The organism is Sphingobacteriales bacterium, from assembly GCA_016706405.1.
In the GTDB taxonomy this organism is placed as follows: Bacteria; Bacteroidota; Bacteroidia; order Chitinophagales; family UBA2359; genus BJ6.
The window spans coordinates 415,112-436,207 of the sequence record JADJJT010000002.1 but is presented as its reverse complement, the minus strand read 5'-3'; the positions used below and the strand labels follow the sequence as shown (position 1 = coordinate 436,207).

16 protein-coding genes are annotated in these 21,096 nt (G+C 39.3%); 9 read left to right on the top strand and 7 right to left on the bottom strand.

The features are described from left to right. The first annotated feature begins 72 nt into the window (after positions 1-72). On the top strand, positions 73-336 hold the full coding sequence (locus IPI59_08060) for a hypothetical protein (GenBank protein MBK7527489.1): 264 nt from the start codon (positions 73-75) through the stop codon (positions 334-336). Between the two features lie 189 nt (positions 337-525). Here the strand turns inward: IPI59_08060 and IPI59_08055 are convergent, their stop codons facing one another. After that, a complete protein-coding gene (locus tag IPI59_08055) occupies positions 526-1,389 on the bottom strand; it encodes a hypothetical protein (GenBank protein ID MBK7527488.1) in 864 nt (287 codons plus the stop codon). Positions 1,390-1,664: 275 nt separating this feature from the next. Here IPI59_08055 and IPI59_08050 point away from each other — a divergent pair, with 275 nt between their 5' ends. Further along, positions 1,665-3,149, top strand: a complete 1,485-nt coding sequence (locus tag IPI59_08050) for a tetratricopeptide repeat protein (GenBank protein MBK7527487.1) — start codon at positions 1,665-1,667, stop codon at positions 3,147-3,149. A gap of 19 nt (positions 3,150-3,168) precedes the next feature. On the opposite strand, the gene IPI59_08045 is transcribed toward IPI59_08050, so the two are convergent. From IPI59_08045 to IPI59_08030, 4 genes are all read right to left on the bottom strand, one after another. Next, positions 3,169-3,885 carry a sulfatase-like hydrolase/transferase gene (locus IPI59_08045; protein ID MBK7527486.1) on the bottom strand — a complete coding sequence of 239 codons (717 nt, stop codon included), beginning with the start codon at positions 3,883-3,885 and terminating at the stop codon, positions 3,169-3,171. 38 nt (positions 3,886-3,923) lie between these two features. Further along, positions 3,924-5,189 carry a sulfatase-like hydrolase/transferase gene (locus tag IPI59_08040; GenBank protein MBK7527485.1) on the bottom strand — a complete coding sequence of 422 codons (1,266 nt, stop codon included), beginning with the start codon at positions 5,187-5,189 and terminating at the stop codon, positions 3,924-3,926. Between the two features lie 110 nt (positions 5,190-5,299). Further along, positions 5,300-6,154, bottom strand: coding sequence for a carboxylating nicotinate-nucleotide diphosphorylase (nadC, locus tag IPI59_08035; GenBank protein MBK7527484.1), 855 nt, complete (start codon positions 6,152-6,154; stop codon positions 5,300-5,302). A 191-nt stretch (positions 6,155-6,345) separates the two neighbouring features. Beyond that, on the bottom strand, positions 6,346-7,290 hold the full coding sequence (locus IPI59_08030) for a type IX secretion system membrane protein PorP/SprF (protein ID MBK7527483.1): 945 nt from the start codon (positions 7,288-7,290) through the stop codon (positions 6,346-6,348). Between the two features lie 317 nt (positions 7,291-7,607). On the opposite strand from IPI59_08030, the gene IPI59_08025 reads away from it, so the two are divergent. Continuing rightward, on the top strand, positions 7,608-9,194 hold the full coding sequence (locus IPI59_08025; protein MBK7527482.1) for a GH3 auxin-responsive promoter family protein: 1,587 nt from the start codon (positions 7,608-7,610) through the stop codon (positions 9,192-9,194). Positions 9,195-9,389: 195 nt separating this feature from the next. Continuing rightward, positions 9,390-10,394 (top strand): superoxide dismutase, encoded by a 1,005-nt coding sequence (locus IPI59_08020; protein ID MBK7527481.1) that lies wholly within the window; start codon positions 9,390-9,392, stop codon positions 10,392-10,394. Between the two features lie 143 nt (positions 10,395-10,537). Here IPI59_08020 and IPI59_08015 read toward each other — a convergent pair whose 3' ends face one another. Together IPI59_08015 and IPI59_08010 are read right to left on the bottom strand one after the other, a co-directional pair. After that, on the bottom strand, positions 10,538-12,808 hold the full coding sequence (locus IPI59_08015; protein ID MBK7527480.1) for an OmpA family protein: 2,271 nt from the start codon (positions 12,806-12,808) through the stop codon (positions 10,538-10,540). A 239-nt stretch (positions 12,809-13,047) separates the two neighbouring features. Beyond that, positions 13,048-14,262 (bottom strand): hypothetical protein, encoded by a 1,215-nt coding sequence (locus tag IPI59_08010; GenBank protein ID MBK7527479.1) that lies wholly within the window; start codon positions 14,260-14,262, stop codon positions 13,048-13,050. Between the two features lie 479 nt (positions 14,263-14,741). Between IPI59_08010 and IPI59_08005 the strand changes: the two genes are divergently transcribed. The 5 genes from IPI59_08005 to IPI59_07985 all read left to right on the top strand — a co-directional run bounded on the left by IPI59_08005 (position 14,742) and on the right by IPI59_07985 (position 20,950). Next, positions 14,742-16,130, top strand: coding sequence for a hypothetical protein (locus tag IPI59_08005; GenBank protein ID MBK7527478.1), 1,389 nt, complete (start codon positions 14,742-14,744; stop codon positions 16,128-16,130). 305 nt (positions 16,131-16,435) lie between these two features. Continuing rightward, a complete protein-coding gene (locus IPI59_08000) occupies positions 16,436-16,891 on the top strand; it encodes a hypothetical protein (GenBank protein MBK7527477.1) in 456 nt (151 codons plus the stop codon). Between the two features lie 42 nt (positions 16,892-16,933). Beyond that, a complete protein-coding gene (locus IPI59_07995; GenBank protein MBK7527476.1) occupies positions 16,934-18,505 on the top strand; it encodes a T9SS type A sorting domain-containing protein in 1,572 nt (523 codons plus the stop codon). Between the two features lie 249 nt (positions 18,506-18,754). Further along, complete coding sequence (locus tag IPI59_07990; protein ID MBK7527475.1) at positions 18,755-19,765, top strand: glycosyltransferase family 2 protein; 1,011 nt, start codon at positions 18,755-18,757, stop codon at positions 19,763-19,765. Continuing rightward, entirely contained in the window at positions 19,766-20,950 is a 1,185-nt protein-coding gene (locus tag IPI59_07985; protein ID MBK7527474.1) for a glycosyltransferase family 4 protein, read from the top strand. It abuts the gene before it with no gap. Positions 20,951-21,096: the final 146 nt, after the last annotated feature.

The following is a 21,096-nucleotide window of genomic DNA, read 5'->3' as shown; positions in this document are numbered from 1 at the left end:
CAGACGTAGCGGCTTGTTATCCCTTTTTTTCTTTTTATATATATTTTTTACTACAAAAATTGCCTTACCCCCATGAAAATTACTCCTGCCGAATTGCTGCTAATTGAGGCTCAACTGCCACACGATGGTATTAAGCGTATTGCCAACGACCTTAACATACCCGAAGAGGTAGTTGCCAATTATTTTAGGGTTGCCAAACAGCACACCATTGCAACCGACCAAATGTTTGCTAATTTTACTGCTGGCCCTTACAGCGCCGCCCCTGCCACCTACGACGAAAATATGGTGGTTGAACTGGCTAAGGAACTATTAATATCGCATATCGAAATTATGTGAAACGAAATAATTTTGGTCGGTCAATTAAAAGCAAACGACAAAAGCCATAAATGCTACTAAACATAGCAATTTATGGCTTTTTATTTAATTTGCCTTTATTCTTAATTAGCAATTACTGGTGTTAAAATACAGAATTACTTGAACCTTTTTTAAAGTTTTGGCCAAACAAAACAGCGACGCCTTTAATTGTTACCACGTGTAACAAAGTCCGGCACCAATAGAGGGTGCTGCTGGCACTTTGCGACCTGCTAAAGCGCCATAACCCCAAAGATTTAATCCAAATCCGGCGGCAATGTCAATATTAAGTTTGCCTCCAAAGGCCATAAATTCTTGGTCATCGGTATAAAGTTCGGTTGTTTGGTTAAAATCAACAACGCTGCCATTTTTAAAACTTTTGCGCATATCTAAGACTGCCATTAACAAAACAGGTTTTAAAATTCGGTAGCCGCCTTCAATAATGGCACTAATATCGGTGCTATAACCATTCGTCCGGATATTAAAATTAGCATCGCCACCAACATGCCATTTGTTACCGCCCAAGCCAATTGCTACGCCGGGTGCAATTACTGAGGCATCGTAACCGGTGCGCAGGCCGGTTAGTTCATCGGCTTTTGCCGTTTGGGCATCGTACCTAAGGGTAGCAGCTAAATTGATTTTGCCTTTTAAAATTCCGTATTTGCCGCCAACGCTAATATTGCCCACGCCATTTAAACTGCCTTCGGGTCTGGGGCTTGCTCCTATTTTTTTGGCTTCGGTAAGTTTGTAGGGCGCGTTAAGCAATAAGGTTATATTGTTGGTAAGCCCATACTCAGCATACAATTGCAGGGTTTGGTCGGTAATTTCGCGCGTTAGGTTATCGGTAGTGCCTAAACTGCCATCGTCTAAATAGGTGGTGGTATAAGTAATATTGTTAAACCCAATTTGGGCAAACCCTTTGCCTTTATCTCTCGTCCAGCCGCCGCCGGCAAATGACGTATTGCTTAATGAAATCAATGCTACCGCAAATATTAGCAGCACCAAAGAATGAAAACGAAGGTAAACAATTTTATTCATAAAAATATAATTTAATTTGTTGTTCTAGATTCGGTTTAAAGTGAAATAAAAAATATAAATTATTTAGGCAAAGGTAGTAAAGGTATTGGTATTTTAACTCTTTTAATGTTTGAACTATATTATTTACGCTGTTTTTGAACGGATTAGTTATTTTTTATTATCAGTTACTATTCATTCGTAGATTTAATTATTTTGTTTGTTGTAAATTTACCTTTTATTTAGATTGCTCAGAAAATTTAAGTAGGCAAACAGGAATTGTACGATATAATAAACAAATGGAAAATACAAAATTAATTGCACTTTTAAAAACCTTAGACGACAAAACAATAAAACGATTTGCCGATTTTGTGCAATCGCCATTTTTCAATAAAAATAAGACCATTATTCGTTTTTGCGAGGTGGTATTGTCATTTTACCCCAAGTTTGAGCCGGCCAAAATTAATCGCGAAAAACTATTCAAAAAAATTTATCCGGATAAGGCTTTTCATTCCGGAACCTGGCATAATTTAATTTCAGATGTAATGGCTTTGTTTGAATCGTTTTTACAACAAATAAATCTTGAGTTACTGCCTGTTGATGCCGAGCTGTATTTAGTAAACCAATTAATTTACCGGAAAGACTACAAAACCGCCGAAAAAAAGCTTTTACAGCTACACCAAAATTTAACCACTGAACACCAGCCCGATGCACATACATACTATAACCAATTAAAAATAAATATAGGATTATGTCAAATTTATTTGGCAACATCGGCATTCGAAAAATACAGTAAAATTGTACAAAACAACCTTCAGACCGTTGCGCTGCTCAATTGGAATTTATCTATGGAAACCAAAATGCAAGCGCTTAATTTGTTGCAAGTGGCACGCCATACACCCATTGACTTAACAGTTTTAAACCAAATTATTACCACCTTTAACCCCAACGAAGCAACAACAAATAACAACCCTAATTTGTTGGCTTATTATTACGGTATTGCTATGATGGAACAACCAAATTGGCAAAATTACGGGCTGTTAAAACAAACTTACGAATTATATAAATCGGTGTTTACATGGAATATAAAACTTAATATTAACACCTTATTGAGCAATTACTTAAAACAAATGCAATTTAAACAACCGCTTACCCCGGTTTTGCACGAAGAACTTTTTAAACTGTATTTAGAGGCATATCCGGATATGGTAGCGATGCAAGGACATATTCCTGCCAATTTATTTGATAATATTGTGTTAGAAGGGCAAAAATTGCGCAGTAAAAATTGGGTTCTGCAGTTTATTGCCGAAAATATAAAATACTGGCCTAACCCCGCCACGCAACAAGCCTACCAACTGTTTGCCCAAGGGCGACTTTTATTGGCCCAAGGCGAGTTGCACGAGGCCATTGCTTTGTTGGCCAACGCCGAGCCGTTTATTGAAAATGGCTATTTCGATACCAAATTGCTGTTAATGTATGCTTATTTTGAAACCAATAACGACGACGCCTTTGAATTAACCCTCGATGCCTATAAAAACACCGCTAAAAACCACCCCGAGTTAGCCGAGCACCATGCAAAATACATTCCAAACATGTTATGGTTATTGCCCAAATTACTAAAATTAAAAAACCAGTACAGCAACAAACGCTATCAGCAGCTACAAACATTTATTGAAACCGACACTACTTATTTACACAGCAAAACCTGGGCGCTTAAACAACTAACCCAAATTGAACACGCTATTAATGCCGCACAAGGCGCAAAAAAACGCCGCTGGGCTTAATACATTAATTGAACAGGCACTACTTTTTTTTGACTGCCCCCGCCGATGTAGTAGTTTTACTTTTTTTACTTTTGCGTTTAGGCATAGTTTCGGGCGGAAGCAATTGGTTGCGAATCATGGCCGAATTATGACGTTGAATAACAGCTTTGAGCGGTACCAATAAGCTATCGGCAATTTTCCGGAATTCCGGATTCGCCAAACTATCGCCAACTAACAATAAATTATTAGCCTCTAAACTATCTGTTTTGTAAGCGTATAAGCCAGCAATTTCTTCGCCGTCAAATTGCAGCGCGTAGTCGTTGGTAATATATTGGTAGGTATTGTCTTGAAAATTAAATGCACACCTTACAATACTCGAATCGGGGCTCAAAAAACTATGCCCAAATGCCGAATAAGGCAGGTCATAATTAAGATAATCCATTACCGAAGGTAAAATGTCTGATTGTTGGGTTACAAAATCGATACGTTTGCCTGCCAAACTTTTATCTTCCGGATGATAAAATACAATCGGAATCATAAATCGGCCAACATGGGTTTTATTGCCAACCGAAATCGTTGGGCCACAATGGTCGGCCACCAACACAAATAAAGTATTTTTGTACCAAGGTTGTTTTTTTACGGTTTCAAAAAATTGTTCTAAGGCATAATCGGCATAACCTACACTTTGCAACAATTCATCGCCCTTAAACCGCCCTTCAAAGCCGGGCGGCAAAGCATAAGGCTGGTGAGACGACAAAGTAAATATTGACGCTACAAATGGTGGTTTTAACTGATTTATTTTTTCGGCACTAAACTGTAAAAATGGGCCGTCAAAAATGCCCCAGGTGCCATCGAAATCGGCATCGTTATTATACTCGCGGCGACCGTAATAGTGGTCAAAACCCTCCGATTTTGCAAAACTGTCGAAATTGAAAGAGCCGTTTTGTGCGCCATGAAAAAATGCCGACTCGTAGCCCTTCTTTTCAATAAACCCGGAATACCTAAAATCCAACTTTGTTGGTAGTTCGAGGCAATATAGGGGTCGTGCATCAAAACGGGCAAACTTGCCAATATGGCCGGTACGCCTTGGTTGCTTTGTTTTCCGTTCGAAAACGCATTAGTACATAGTAGGCCTTTTTGTGCCAAACTGTCTAAAAACGGGGTATATGATTTTCCGGAAGGATTTAATCCGGTGTAAATTGACGAAAAGCTTTCAACAATAAGTATTACAACGTTTTGTGGCTTAAACTTGCTTTTTTCTTCCGGATAAAAATAGATATTACACAAACTGTCTAACTGTTGAGGGCTAAAATAAGTCGGTTCAACGATATTTTTTCGGGCAATCGAATGAATAATATTAAACGGGGTGTTGTTTACAATTGGCACTAAATTTTGCTCTACGTAATAAGCGGCAGTTAGTGGTTTAATGGGTTTTAACGATACGCCACCTCGCATACCTAAAATAGTAAGTCCAATACCCAATATAAAAATAGCAATTTGTGCTAACCATTTATGGGGCATTTGGTAGGTTTTAGGGGCTGTACTTTTATAAATGCGGGCAATAGCCCAAAATAATAAAAAACCAAGAATAAATAAAAACCAAAAATCGCGGAAAACCTGCCCAAGGCGCAAGGCAAAATCTTTGGCGGTGCCTAAAATACCTATATCGGCGCGTTTAAGCTGGTACTTGTAAAACTCAAGGTCGGTAACGGCAAAAAATAAGGCGGGCAAATTAAATACAAAAAACAGTATTTTTAACCCTATTTGATAGGCTTTGTATTTGCGAAAAGGGAAAGGCAATAAATGGCCGACAACAAACAAAGCATTAACGTACAAAATGGCCGAAATATCGAACCGCAAGCCATGAAAACAAATGTATAATAATTTAGCCAACCCAACATTAGGGAACAAGCCTATATTGTAGCCAAAAAAGGCAAGGCGCAAAATTGTGTAAATAGCCATTACAATAAGCAGTCGCTTGCATAATAGCCCAAAATGTAGCCATTGCGATGCAGTAGCGGTAACATGTGGCGGGTTATTGGCCGATTTTCGACTTATCATGGCAGTAGTAATAGTAATTCGTTGATGTGTAGCTAATTGGTTTTGGTTGTCGCTTAAAAATTAAACAGTATCGGGCAATTTCACCTTATTGCATTCATTTATTGGGTTTGTTAGGTGAATGCCTTTAAACTTAAGTCTAAACTTTGGCTTGAGTGGGTAAGTGCGCCCACCGATATAAAATCGACACCCGTTTGGGCGTAGGCAGCAATGGTTTGCAGGGTAATACCCCCCGAAGACTCGGTTTCGTAGCGACCATTTACCATTTGTACGGCCTGGCGGGTTAGTTCGGGGGTAAAATTGTCGAACATAATGCGGTTAATTTGGCCTACGGCAAGTGCTTCTTCTAACTCGGTTAAATTGCGCACTTCCAATTCAATTTTTAAATGCGATAATCCTTTTTCGGTTAAATATTTTTGGGCTGCTGATACAGCTTTGGTAATACCGCCACAAAAATCGTGGTGGTTGTCTTTAATCATTAGCATATCGTACAAGCCAAAGCGGTGATTATAGCCGCCGCCTATGCGCACTGCCCATTTTTCGAGAAAACGGATGCCGGGTGTCGTTTTGCGGGTGTCGAGAATTTTGGCTTTGGTGCCAGCAATTGCCTTAACATATTGGTTGGTTAGGGTGGCTACGCCGCTCATGCGCTGCATACAATTTAGTACCATTCGTTCGGCTAATAAAATACTGCGTATAGGCCCGCTCACTTCAAATGCTATGTTGCCGGGTTCAATAGGGGTGCCATCGAGCAAGTAAATTTGCAAGGCCAAATGGGGGCTTACTTTATGAAAAATGCGTTCGGCAACGGCAACTCCGGCCAATATTCCGGATTGTTTTACCAATAGGCGCGCTTTACCCTCGGCAAATTCCGGAATACAAGCGTTTGAAGTATGGTCGCCTTCGCGCACATCTTCGGCTAATATTTGTTCTATAAACTTATCTAAAACATCGGGCGATACCAACATAAACAGGTTTTTTAGTGGAGTGCAAATTTACGATTTAATGCTAATTTTTACTATTTTTTAGATTTATAAATAGAAGTCTTTCGTCCTAATTCAAGCCGGGTTTGATTAGGCAAAAAAAATCCGGATGAAGTGCTGTTGGCAAATGCACCACATCCGGAAGTGAAAAAATAATTTATTTGGCCAGTTTCTTTCTAAAAAAATCTCGGGCTTAATACTTTCCCATCGCTGCCAAAATCATCATTACCTTTATTGCCAAGGTCAATACCCAGCATAATCTCGTGCGAGCCGCTGCCAAAAGTTTTAAGTTGGCTTAGGGTTAGGTCGTAGGCATAGCCTATGCGCAGTTGTTTGTGGTTAAATTGCAACATAACGTCTATGGCGTCTGAGTTGCGGTAGCCTACACCTATGCCAAATTTGTTGTCAAAAATAAGGTTAGCATTAACATCAAAAGTAACAGGCGAACTGTTAGGTGTCATTTTTACTAAGGCGGTTGGCATTAACTGTAATTTTTCGCTAAGCGGGAACAAATAGCCGCCTGTTAAATAGAGGTGTAAAAATTGTTTGGCTTCAAGGGCTATTTCGTCTAATTTTTGGGCTAAAATATGTGGGGCCGACAATCCGGCATAATAGTTTTCGCCATAAAAAAATGCGCCCAAGCCAAAATTGGGTAAAATTTTACTCGATTCGTTTATGGCGTTTGGGTCATCGGGGTTTAATATATTGCCCGCATTGCCCCAGTTTGAGGCGTAGTGCCAAAAGCCGGCGGTTAAACCCAAGGAAAGGGTATTTTGCTCGCTAACCGGTAAATGATAGGCATAATTGCCAAATAAACTGGTGCGGTTATGCACCCCAATTCTATCGGTTTCGACCCAGCCGCCTACGCCCATGTTTTGGTTTGTAATTGGGCTATGTCCGCTTAATACAAAGGTTTTAGGTGCCCCCTCAACGCCTACCCACTGAAATCGCCCCAAGGCGGTAAAGTTAAGTGCGCCGCGTGTGCCGGCATAGCCAGGGTTAAAGGCCAAACTATTAAACATATAGTGAGTGTATTGGGCATCTTGCTGGGCAAAAGCCGTATTACTGCTAACTAAACCAAGTAAAAAAATAACAACGCCAAAGCACAATACTAAACGCATACTAACAATTAAGCTGTGAATCTTATAAAAAACAATAACAAGAAGCAAAATTACACATTTTTACCCAGAGTTAAACGTTTGCAGGCATTTAAACGCAAAATTCAAGTTTGGGTGAAATAATTCATCCGGATTAAGAAACATTCTGTTTAGTTAATATGCTGTTTAAATTTACTATATTTTTTAAATTTTTTACTAAACAAACCATCAGAGAACGTCTAAATAATACTAATTAGCAGTATATTTGTGAAGCACTCATTAAAATACCTTTCACACAGTTAAACTATAGTTCAGTTAACCCAACTTAGATGCCCTACCTCATGGCTTTATCCGGATTATTTATTAAAAAGGGTCTCGAATTAGGAGATGCCGCCGTTAATACTCGCACACTGCCAAATTTATTAGCAGCCCCCTCGCCTTGGGATTTGCAAAAAAAAGTATTAAAAAAACTAATTTCAAAAGCCCAGTGGACAGGGTTTGGTCAGTATTATCATTTTAGCAAGTTATTGCAGGCGCAAAACTTAGCCCAAGCATATAAACAGACCATACCTGTTTTTGACTACGACAAACTGTTTAACGAATGGTGGCATGGCTACCACAACTGGAAACCAAACCAACCCCCACCCGAAAACATAACATGGCCCGGAAGCGTAAATTATTTTGCCCTCAGCTCGGGCACAGCAGGCGCACCCAGCAAACGCATACCTATTACCAAAGCCATGATGCGCGCCATGCAACAAGCCAATATCAGGCAGTTTATGAATTTAACCCATTTTAATTTGCCCAATAATTTTTTCGAAAAACAAATTTTAGTTTTAGGCGGCTGCACAAAACTACCTACCCATTTATATTATAAAGAGGGCGATTTAAGCGGAATTTTAGCTAGCCAAGTGCCATTTTGGATTGGCAATTTTTATAAGCCGGGGCAACGCATTGCTAGTATGCCCAACTGGAACGAACGAATTGACGAAATAGCCCGCTTAGCCCCAAACTGGGATATTGGTACTATTTGCGGTGTGCCCTCGTGGGTGCAACTATTAATGCAGGCAATAATTAAACGCCATAATATAGGGCACATACACCAAATTTGGCCTAATTTACACGTTTTAGTACATGGTGGTGTTTCTTTCGAGCCGTACCGTAGTGTATTTAAACAACTGACACACCACCAATTAGTAACTATTGATACCTATTTGTCGTCTGAGGGATTTATTGCTTTTCAAAACCAGCCCAATACCACAGCCATGAAAATGGTGCTTAATAATGGTATTTTTTTTGAATTTATACCCTTTAACGATACCAATTTTGATGCCAACGGCACGCTCAAACCAAATCCTCAAACCCAGTTTATTAATGAAGTAACAGAAGGCATTGATTATGCCATAGTAATGAGTACCTGCGCCGGAGCCTGGCGCTATACTATTGGCGACACCATACGTTTTACCAATGTAAAAAATGCCGAAATTATTGTTACCGGCCGGACCAAACATTTTTTAAGCCTGTGCGGCGAACATTTATCTGTTGACAACCTTAGCCAGGCCATAGTGCATACCGAACGGCAACTTAATGCAGTTATTCCCGAATTTACTGTAGCCGGCGTGCCCTGCGGCAATTCGTATGCCCACCAGTGGTATTTGGGCTGCCAACAACCTATTGACCCAAACATTGCCGCCACTTATATTGACCAATATTTGAAAACCATTAACGACGATTATGCCGTTGAACGCACCTCGGCCATTAAAGAAGTGCGCGTGCAACTACTACCTATAAACACCTTTTACGAGTGGATGCAAATGCGCGGCAAATTAGGGGGGCAGCACAAGTTTCCAAGGGTGTTAAAAGGCGAATTATTGGAAGGCTGGCAAACTTTTTTACTCAATAAAGGTTATACTAACAGCAAACAATAAACATTTAACAACAAACAGCACAGCAGATTTACCGTAAAATCACATCAACAGCTATTCAGATACTTATTATCCGGATGGTTAATGAACGAGTATCAGGTCAAATTTAAAGATTGTTTGTGGTACGTTTTTTTATCAATCACCACCCATCTTTTTTATTTAGTAACTATTATTAATCATTTAAAATATTAACTAAACATGAAAGTAATTTCTCGTTTATCTGCGTGGGTCACGGCTATCGCTATTTGCTTTGTACAACAACTAACAATAACGGCACAATCGTTGCCATATACTTTGCCAGCCCTGCCCTATGAATACGCTGCCCTTGAACCGTTTATAGATGCCCAAACAATGGAAATACACCACAGCAAACACCACCAGGCTTATGTAAACAATTTAAATAAAGCCATAGCGGGAACGACAGCAGCAAATTTACCCTTAGAAGCTTTGTTGCAACAAATTTCTTATTATCCGGATGCTGTAAGAAACAACGCCGGTGGGCATTACAACCACAGTTTGTTTTGGCAAATTCTTACCCCCGAAAAAAACACAACACCAACAAAATCGCTTGAAGATGCCATCAACAAACAATTTGGCAGTATTGACAGTTTAAAAATCTTGCTAAATAAAGCAGCTGTTTCACAGTTTGGCTCGGGGTGGGCATGGCTTTGCGTTGATACAAAAAATAATTTATTTGTATCGGCTACCGCCAACCAAGACAACCCACTAATGGACATAGTTGAAAAAAAAGGAACCCCTTTGCTGGGCATTGACGTTTGGGAACATGCCTACTATTTAAAATACCAAAATAAACGCGGCGATTATTTGTCGGCAATTTGGAACGTTATTAATTGGCCCGAAGTTAGCAAACGTTACGACGAATATGTTATGTCAAATCAGTTTGTTGAGTGGCAGGCACTCCACGAATTTAGTTCCGTATTTACCCCCCTTTTTCAACAAAGTGAGCAGAACAATTTAGCCCCGATAAAAGCAAAAAGCCATAACTTAGTGGAGAAGAGCTCTGACTTGGCTAAATCGGTAATACCAAACCCCTATAAAACTCAAAAAATAAAACTTGCCGTAAAAAAACTTGTTGCCGAAAGCAAAAAACTACACCAACTAATTGAAAAGAAAGAAGATGACCAAACAATAAAAAAAGCACTTAATAGTTTGCAAGCTACATTTAAAACTATTATCAACTAAGGCAAACTTTTTAAGCTGGTTTGGTTTAAGAATAAATATCCGGATAATGCAAGTTATATGCTTGTCTTATCCGGATTTTAACTACCTAAATTTACTTGCCCCTTGGGTTTTCAAAGAAACCAATTTTCAGACAATTGTTTACCTTATTTAACCCAGTTTAGGTCAACGCGGCGGTCGGTGGCATTAGCAGCCCCGCCCGATATGGCAGCACCTAAGCCATTATAAATGATACGATTTTGAGCAATGCCGTAACCTTGTATAAAACGGTCGCGCACGGCTACCGCTCTTTTTTCCGACAATTTAAGGTTATATTCGCTGTTGCCTTGTGCATCGGCAAAGCCGTTTACGGTAAGCGAAGCTTCGGGGTATTGGCGCAAAACATTCACTATTTGTTCAAGTTTTACTATCTCACTTGGTTTAATAACTGACGAGTTCGTGTCGAAAAATATACTCACTGAACCCATCCGGGTAGCGGCCTCAATATAAGTTATGCTTGGGGCGGGCGCAGGTATAGTTACTGTTTTTTCGACAATTACAGGTTTTTCAATTACAACTGGTTCGTTATTTTTTTTCCCCATCTCTTCCATTTGTTTGTTCATTGTATTTAACTGTTCGCGCATTTCGTTCATTTTGCGCAAATATTCGGCCTCAAGTGCTGTATTATTAGCAGGGGCAGGCGTATTTACAGTTATATTTTGTGGTGGTTTGTTATTCTCAACCGAGCGGCTTTCAAGTGCTGCTAATCGGGCATTAATTTGGCCTAACTCGGCTTGTAAGCGGTTTAAACTTGTCCATAATGCTGGGTCGGCGGTGGAAGTAGTTGCTGGTGCAACTGGTTGCTGAATAATAACCTGTTGTGGGTTAGGCGCGGGCATGTTTTGACGTATAACCAAGCCATTAACAGCGGCGGTAAGGTTGGCAATATCGGCACGCAACTGGCCTATTTCGCTATGGTAGCGTTGGTAGTTTGCCTCGTGCATTTCTTGTTGGTTGCGGGCATTTGCTTGCATTTTTTTGCGGTCAATTTCATTTTTTTCGACCTTAATTTGCTCGGTTGATTGCCTATTTGCCTCTTTTTGGCGCAAACGCTCCATTTCTTGCCGCATGGCTTGCAATTCGGTTAAGGTTTTATCTTTTATTGCAGTTTCAGTGTCGGCGCTATTAACGGTAATAGTTAATTTGTTAAGTGCTGTTTGCAGCGAGTCCATTTGGCGCAGCATGGTGGCTTGGTTAGAACTTTGTTGCAACATTAGCTGGCGTTGCATTTGTTCGTACTCGGCGCGTGCAGTAGCCATTTGGTTTTGCATTTCGGCATTGCTTAGTTTTACTTTTTCTAACGAGTCAATCATGGCTTTGGCACTGCCTTTGTTTGTTTCATCAATTCGTTCGGTGTAGCCATCGCGAATAACTTTTATTGTGTCGTAGATAACTATTGTTTGGTTACCCACTTTTACTTCGTTGGGTATTAATTTCAACTCTTCGGCAGGTTTAGTATCAAGTGCCGAGGCGTAAAAAATGGGGGGGGTAAAGCCTTCTTTCTTCCGGCCAAAAGACAAGCGTAAACTTGCCGAGGTAAAGGCATACATGTCGCCCCAATTATCAGTTTTGGCACGTGGGCCAGTGTAGGTGCTATTAGGAGAGGTGGCAAAAGCCTGCTCGGGGCTTATATATTTTGCCGGATAAGCGGTGCTTCCGGCATCATCTAAAAAGTCGCTAAAAGCATATTTAAGGTCGGTTTGCACGTGTAGGCTTAAAATATTTAAAAAACGCAGGCGCAAACCAACTCCACCTGTAACATGTGGCACAATGGTAGCATATTTACCTCCGGGGTTTGTGCCTATATTGGTTAAATCTGTTTCGTAGTTGCCATCTAAAACCGGGGCAACAACATCGGCATAATTATAAAAATTACCCGATGCGTCTTTTAAATCGCCATGGACTTTAAATTGCGTAGCGCCGCCGCCTAAATAAATATAGGGAGCTATCGGAAAACGTTCGCCCAACAAACTACCGTCAGAACGCCACAAAAAAGTGGCATCGAGGTCGGTTAGTTTAGTTTCGAAGTTGAGTGCACGGGCATAGTACAGACTTTGGGTGTTGGCGCGGTCGCTGGCAGCAAATATGCCTTTTGTACCCGCAAAAGCAAGGGTAAGTCCGGGCGACAAGCGGCGTTCAACGGTTACCATATACGAGAGGCCGCGGTTGGCATCAAAATCTATTGCGTTTTTATAATGGTTTTTCAGGCTTTTTTTGTACGACTCGCTGGTAATATCGCCGTAATAATCCATAAAGCCGGTGCCAAAACCAACGCGCCAGCCATATTCGCCATTTTGGGCAGTTGTATTTTGCACCAAAAAAGTTAAAAACCCTAATATAAGGAGAACCGTTTTAATATTTACATAAATAGCTTGCATAATATGATGATGAAGTAAATTCGCATTAATAATTTAAAAAAAAGGCTTAAAATTTGTGTTTCACTAATTTAGATTAGGTGTAGGTATGCTTAGCATTTATGATGTTGATTTGTGGACTTATTAATTTATTCCGGATTTTATTTTAACCAGAACCAATTCAAGGCTAAGAATACGCTAATTTGCCATCTTATCCGGATAAGTTTTTGGGTATTATCTATATCATCCGGAAGAAAAACATATTATTTATTTACGTTGCGGCTGCCTAAGTTCATCCATAGGTTAATTTCGGCACTTGCTCCAACAAATGGCCGTATTTTTACTTCTTTAAGGTCGGGCAAATCAATACCCCCACTCGATGATGGTTTTTTAACTTCTAAAAAAGTAGCCCCTGCATTTAGGCGTATAAAATGAAAAACCTTATAACCCAAGCCCACATAATAAGGGCGTTGAAAAACTGGGCCGGTAATAGTCTGCCCGGCTTTGTTTTCGAAATTATTTAAAAATGCCCCAACCGAAAGCGAGGTTTTACTCCAAAAAGGGCTGGCTAACGAGGCTTTGCCCAACGGAAAAGAGATGCCAACATAAGGTGCGTGGTCGTAGTCGAGGTCGTTAAGGCCACCACCAAAAATAGCACCACCATAACCGCCATTTACAGAAATAATGTTCATGGTTTTTTTAGTGGGGTACTCGTTTACTTCCTTTGTATCGTCGAGCACCAACAAGTCGCTGTTAATAAATTGTTGCACTTCGGTATGAAGTGCCGTTTTTAGCTCGCTCAGCAGTTTGTCGGCAAAAAGGCGGCGCGCATCTGTACGACTGCCATCTTTATTTTCGACGTTAAATCGGGCGCGGCGCAATTTGGCGTTGTCAATTTGGTCAATTTTGTTTTTTATTATGTCTGAAAATCCGGGGAAAACAAAGTTTATTTTATTTTTATAAAAATTAGTACCTTGCCATACCACATCGTTTAAATCTCGAACCATATTACGAGACGAGCGGCCAATTTTAAGCCCCCGGCGTTGTACATTAATAATACCATCAACGTAGGCATCGAGCGAGCTGCATAAAATTTTGTTGAGGTTGTCTTTTTCGGTTTCGGTGGCTTTACGGTAGGTTTTAATTACAAAATCGTATTCGCTACCACCCCTAAGTTTATAGTTTACAGGTACTTCAACTTGGTTGCTGGTGTTTGAAAAAGAGCGCTTCCATGTTGTTTCGTAAAGCGGTGATTTGTGTTTGCGCGATGGGCGATAAATTTCGACCTTAACTAATTCGGTGCCAGTTTTGGTGTCGGTAGTTAAAATTAAATTGTCTTCGGCAGGCAGGGGTTGCCCTTGATTAAAATAGTTTCGTTCGTAATCAAACACAATAGTTTGGTACTGTGCATTAACACTAAATTGCGCTAAGGCAACAAAAGCAACAAAAGTAAAGGCAAAACGCAATAAGGTAGTCATTTTAATTTTTTTAAGTTTATTTGTTTCAAAAAACAGAGCCTATTTAAAAAATATTGTTAATTACATGGTTATTTCGCTTTTCATAGAGGTGGTTGTTTGACGTTTTAAAAATTGATAGTCACGCTGCCCCATCGTTTGTTGCGAGCCAAGATATAAGTGTTTATTTCAAAGTATTTTGTTAAATAGTAAAAAAATCCGGATATTGTTTGGTAAACATTTAGATAGTTTACAACATTCAATTAAGTGTAATTCCAAGTTTTGTTCTAATTATACTGTTTGGTCTGTATTTATTGTGTTTAACTAACAAATATACAGTATCTTTGTGTAAGCATGTTTTGTTTTCAGCTAAAAAAATAATTTGGCAAAGCAGCATACATTACATCTTGCAATTTTTGAACTGCCACAAAATTAAGTAATATATTTATATTTATATCCATATCCCATTAACTTTTTTTCTTTGATAGATTTTTTGAGTTTTAATGAAAAATTTCGAGAACAGACCTACCATTTCGCCCCAGTTAGTTGCACAATTTGAGAAAATAATGCGCGATAAGGACATGATATTTTTAGATGAGCTGCATTTAAAAGAGCTTATTTTTTATTATACAGAATTAGGAAAAATTGACATAGCCTTACAAGCCATAAATTATGCTTTGTATTTTCATTCAAGTTCGTCAGATTTTTGGGTGTATAAAGCAATTTTTTTAATCAAAGAGTATGAATATAAACCTGCTTTGGCTTTATTAAACAAAGCCCAATTATTGGCGCCATTCGATACCGATATTTGCATCAAAAAAGCATTTATTTACCAGCAGTTAGGCCTACCAAACAAAGCTGCAAATTTATTAAAGCAATGCATAAAAACAGCTTCTACAAGCAGCAAACCCAATTTATACATTGCCTTATCTGATGTTTACAAGAGTGGTGATCAATGGAAAAAATCGTTTAAAGCTCTAGCGCTGGCAGTATCTATTGACCCTGATGACGAAGAGACACTTCGAATGCTCAATTATGTTGGCTACCGTGCCAATATGTTTACCCAATGTGCTAATGTTTTTAAAGTTATTACAATAGAAAACCCTTTATCTCGTGTGGCTTGGTTTTACTACGGCAGTGCCTTAGGGCAGTTAGGGCAGTTGACACAGGCCCTCGACGCTCTTGAAAATGCCATCGCCATTGACGAAAACTTTGAAGCGGCAATTTATAACGCCGGAATAGCTAGCTTTAAATTAAAGCAACACTCAAACGCCCTGCAATATTTTACAGAAATCATAGAAAGAACGAATGATTTTGATGAAGAACTATATTATTACGCCGGACTTTGCGCTATACAACTTAATCTAACAGAGACTGCGCATGATTTTCTGACTAAAATAGTTAGAATAAACGAAGAATACTACGAGGCATGGTATCAGTTAGGCGAGTTGTATTATACCCAACTTCATCAAGTTCAAAAAGCAATTTTTTATTATAAACAAGCTGCTAAATATAGCCATAATAATAGCCAAATCTGGTCGAAACTTGCCGAGGTTTATATGGCCGAAAAGCAGTTTAGCGATGCCCTTGCGGCTTTTCGGGAAGCTATATTAATAAACGACCAACATGTAACAAATTATATAGGCTTGGCCAAAATTTGTTTAGAAGTTGAGGCTTACACCGAAGCAGAAAATGTAATGACTTTAGCCTTTGCCAACCTCAAAGACCCTCCGGCAGAAATATGGTATATGGCAAGCGCAGTACAATACTTATCCGGAAACAAACAACACGCACAACAAATATACCAAATGGCAAAGCACCATTTTCCAACCCAAAAACATCTCATTCAAAATTATTTACCAAAAGCATACAGTTCTGATTATTTTTTGTAATTTTGTATAAAATTTTGCGCTTAAAGATTCTACCCCCTTTTTCCTGTCTTTTTTTTGACAAAATAGTTGAAACAAGTCGAAAATTATTTACTTTTGCGCAGTTATACAAAAATTTCTTACCTTTACCCTTCAAAACGAATTTATTGACGTTGTAAACCAACTATAAAAGCAAGAAGCACAAAAAATCTGAAATCGTTTTTATAAAATATAGTCTATCAATTCAACCAAAAATAATGCTTTCTTTTACGGAAATAAAAAAATATTCATTCTTTGTAATAGCAATCTTAGCAGTTTTAACATGCCAAATGGCTGTCGCACAAATACAAACGCCCGGCCAAAACCCAGCACCTCAAAACGGAGAGCCTATAACTATTGGTAGCACCAACCCCAAAAGTGTTAATCAATTTTATGGTGCCTCAGATGTTGTGTTAAACACCGATGAGGTTTCGTTTACAGTTAATGCCTACAAAATTAATTTTTTAGGAGCAAGTGCAAAAAACACCGATATAGCAACCATAGACTTATATACATCCGGAAAAGAAAAAAAAATAGCTACCTTACATTTCTTTAATAATAACCCAGCAAGTACAAACGAGAAACCTGTCATAAGTTCTGATGCTCTCAATTTTTGGTATCCTTTTAGCGTTTTTGAATCGTTAACACAACAATTAAAACAGGCTCGTAAATTGGTATTGGTACACAACAAAAAAGACAATACCACCTATATTACAACAGATATTGTAACAACATTAATGCGATAAAAATATTTTTACTTTAACACTAAAATCATAAAATTTAAAATTATGACCGTAAAACTTACCCTAAGCCGCATACTGACTTTAGTAGTGGCTTTTTGTATTTACTTTACCGCGCAAGCTCAAATTGTACCTGGTGCAATTCCTTGCGACCGCTTGGCTGTACAACAAGCCGAAAATCCAGCTCAAAGCTTCCCCAACGGGTTATTATCAATTTCTACTGACCCGGTTTACAACATTACTTTCGATTCGGCTGATAATTTCACCGTTCCAGCCGGCGAATGTTGGACTATTACCCGGATGTCGTTTGTGTACTTTTTACAAACCTACACCCTTAACAACCCAACTGAGTTTACAATGAGTGCATTGCTTTACAACGACAATGGCACTGGCAACCTTCCAACTGACCCTTACAGCAGCTATGCCAATTCGTTTGCTGGTAGCCACGTTGCAATAGTTAGCGATAACCTTGCAAACCTTGAAATGGAAGATGCAGGCCCTATGACTTTTGGCTACAACACGCGCCGCATCATCATTGACTTGTCTGACAACCCACTTTACCTTTGTGGTGGCAACTATTGGGTATCTCCTGACTTGGCCTCGTTCCCTGGTTACTTCGCTTATTGGGGTATTGACAATTCTGGTGATATGGGTACTGACGGTAAAGGTGCTTTTGCCAATACTTGGTTTGGCACTGGTGTATGGGAATCTGACGACTCACAATTAGGTCCTAACACCGACTTTGTATTTGATATTACCCGCTATTGCGACTGCCGTTTTGATGGTGGTGTTTATGCCGATATTATTGATGTAAGCAACAACAGCAACTCTGGTACTTTTAGCAACACTACTTCTTTAGTTCAAATCAGCGGTTTATTCCCTCCCTTCACCATGAATTGGGATACTTATGGCGATGTTACCCATAACGACAACGCTGGCTCTAACAACGGCACTCAATTTATGACCGTTACCTACGGTACTGATGCCATGTGGTCAGTTACCATTAGCGATATGTTAGGCTGCGATACAGTTGTTACCAACGTGCCAACAGGTAATGCTTCAGATTCTACACACGCTGTAGTTTTAAATTGGATTTCAGATGATGATTGCAAAGACCTTGCAGGCACCGGCGAAATATCAATTATGGGCTGGGGTGGCTCTGGTGCATTTGATTATGCATGGTGGGGTCCTAGCGGATATACTAGTACTGGAAGTGGCACAATCAGTGGCTTAAATAGTGGATGGTATTGTGTTGACGTTACCGACTCAGGTACTGGGCACGTATTTAGCGACTGTTATTGGGTTGACTGCACCAATAATGGTGGAGATAATGGTGGAGACCGCTTCAAAACTGAAAATCAGACTTTGATTAACTTGTCGCCCAACCCCGTTACCGACATAGCCAATATTACCTTCGGCGCTTCGGCTGACGGTAAAGCTAACGTATCTATCTATACCGTTGATGGCAAAAAAGTTGCTACCGTGTTCGATGGCAATGTATATGCTGGCCAAGCAACAAATATTACTTACAATACTAACCATTTGAGCAACGGCATGTACTTCGTTTCTATTCAACACGAAGATGGCACCGTATCGCAACAAAAAATGATGGTAAAATAAGAAATATCGAGTTTAACCGACTATGTGATTTGCATTTTTCCGGATTTAGTCTATTATCCAAATAAATTGCAAAATCAATAACTAAGAAGTCTTCGGCCGGGGTAATACCCTGTCGAAGGCTTTTTTATGGATTATACCTTACATAAACAGGTTAACATTGTGCGAAAAGATTACTACATCCGTATAAATAGCCCAATACAGCTTAAATTTACCGTAGTTTTATAGCCTAAAAACACTATCTTTGCAACCATGCAATCTGCCAATGATAGTACCTCAATTACTGCCTACTCGTTTGTTGTACCTGCCTTTAACGAACAAGACAATATCCCCGTCCTTTATGACCGGATAAAAACTTTAATGACTATTCATCCAAATTTAAACACCGAAAATCAAACTTGGGAGCTAATTTTTGTAAATGATGGCAGCACTGATAATACCCTTACTGTATTAAATAAAATTTGCCAAACCGACCGTCGCATTAAATATATAGACTTAACACGGAATTTTGGCCACCAGGCAGCCTTAGCCGCCGGATTAGCATCAGCTAACGCGCAAGCAATTATTTCATTGGATTGCGATTTGCAAGACCCCCCAGAAATAATTGCCGAAATGATTGGTAAGTGGAAAAGCGGTGCCTATGTAGTCTATGCGCGTCGCTTAAATTTCCGGAATGACAGTTTTCTAAAAAAACAGCTCTCCCGTTTATATTATTATTTACTCGAACGCTTCTCAGATGTGCGCATACCACGCAATGTTGGCGATTTTAGGCTAATTGACCGCAAAGTGCTTAATGTAATAAACAGTATTGAAGGAATGACCCCCTATTTTAGAGGTACCGTAGCATGGACAGGTTACAAACACGATTTTGTTGAATACGTACGCCCCGACCGCCAAGCTGGAGAGCCAGGATATAGCTATCGGAAATTAGCTCAATTAGCAATGGCAGGCCTACTTAACTTTTCATTTTTGCCTTTGCAAATTGGGTTGTTTATTGGCATTATTAATGTATTTGTAGGATTAAGTTTTTTTGTCTATATTATTTTAGATGTACTGATTAATCAAGTATATTACGAATTAATTAAATACATATCAGTCGCTTTGCTCATTTTTACCGGATTTTTATTCATTTTCCTTTGGCTTATCGCCGAATATATTGGTCGCATTTACAACGAAGTACGCAACAGGCCAGTGTATTTAATATACAAAAAAGTAAACTTCGACAACCCCAATAGCGATACTGCCGGAAAAAGTACTCTTTAAATGCAAACTCAACCTCAGCAGCTCCGAATTTTAGTAATCAACAACGAATATCCACCGTTAGGGGGAGGTGCTGGTGTTTGCACACGCTACCAAAGCGAAGGGTGGGCCAACCAAATGGGACATCAGGTAAGCATTATTACAAGTTGGTACAAGGGGCAACCTGCCATTGAAGAAAATGGCAACCTAACTATATATCGTATCGTTTGCCGCCGTAAGCACGATTTTCAATCAAACCCGATTGAAATGTTATCGTTTGCTTTTGCAGCGAAAAAATTTTTAAATCAACATCTTATAAGTCATAGCTACCACATTTGCATCGCTCACTACGCCTTACCTTCGGGTTGGGTAGCAAAATATGCATACCAGCACTTTAAATTGCCATATATCATAATATCGCATGGCCACGACATACCATTTGCACACCCCAAACAAATGCTTAAATACCATTTGCCAACTTATTTTTGGCTAAAAAGTATTTTTTCGAAGGCAAAACGTACCGTTTTGCTAACAACGGAAATGAAACAAATGGCCGACAATTTTTTGGGAGAAAATTATAGCAAAAAAAATATTGTCATCCCAAATGGTTGCCATAGTGCGAGTTTTTATCCGGATGAAAGCAAAAAAAACAAACAATTTACCATCCTTTTTGCGGGTCGCCTCGTAACGCAAAAAGACCCGCTAACATTTTTAAAGGCTATCCGGATTCTAAAAGAAACAAAGCCCGATATCTCATTTAAGGTAAATATACTTGGCGACGGGCCAATGCGCCGTCAAATGGAAAATTTTGTCGTCAAAAATCATTTATCCGGATGCGTTACTTTTCATGGGTGGGTAAATAAGGCAACCATGTTAGCACATTACCAAGCGAGTAGTTTACAAATTATATCTTCTATTTATGAGGCCATGTCGATAGCTGCGCTTGAGGCACTTTCATGTGGTTTATATTTAATTAGTACACCTGTTAGTGGTAACAACGAACTTATAATTCCATCTATGAACGGCCAATTAGTGCCTTTTAAAAATCCGGATGCAATTGCCAGTAACCTTGCACATTTTTATGAGAACAAATTCACTTCGAAATACAAGATACCCGAAGGCGAAACGCAAAACTTACGCTGTAAATTTGACTGGGCTAACATAAACCAGCAGTACGAATCAATAATTAGGCAAGTCGTTAGTCAATAAACGAAATCTTGTTGCCATAATGGCGGAAATTATTTTTTTTAATCAAGAGGCAATAAAAAACTGCCTACCTCAATAAATGAAATAGGCAGCGAGTAATAATTAAATTTTTAGTTGTTCCAAGTAGAACTTTGTAAAAAATCCTTTCT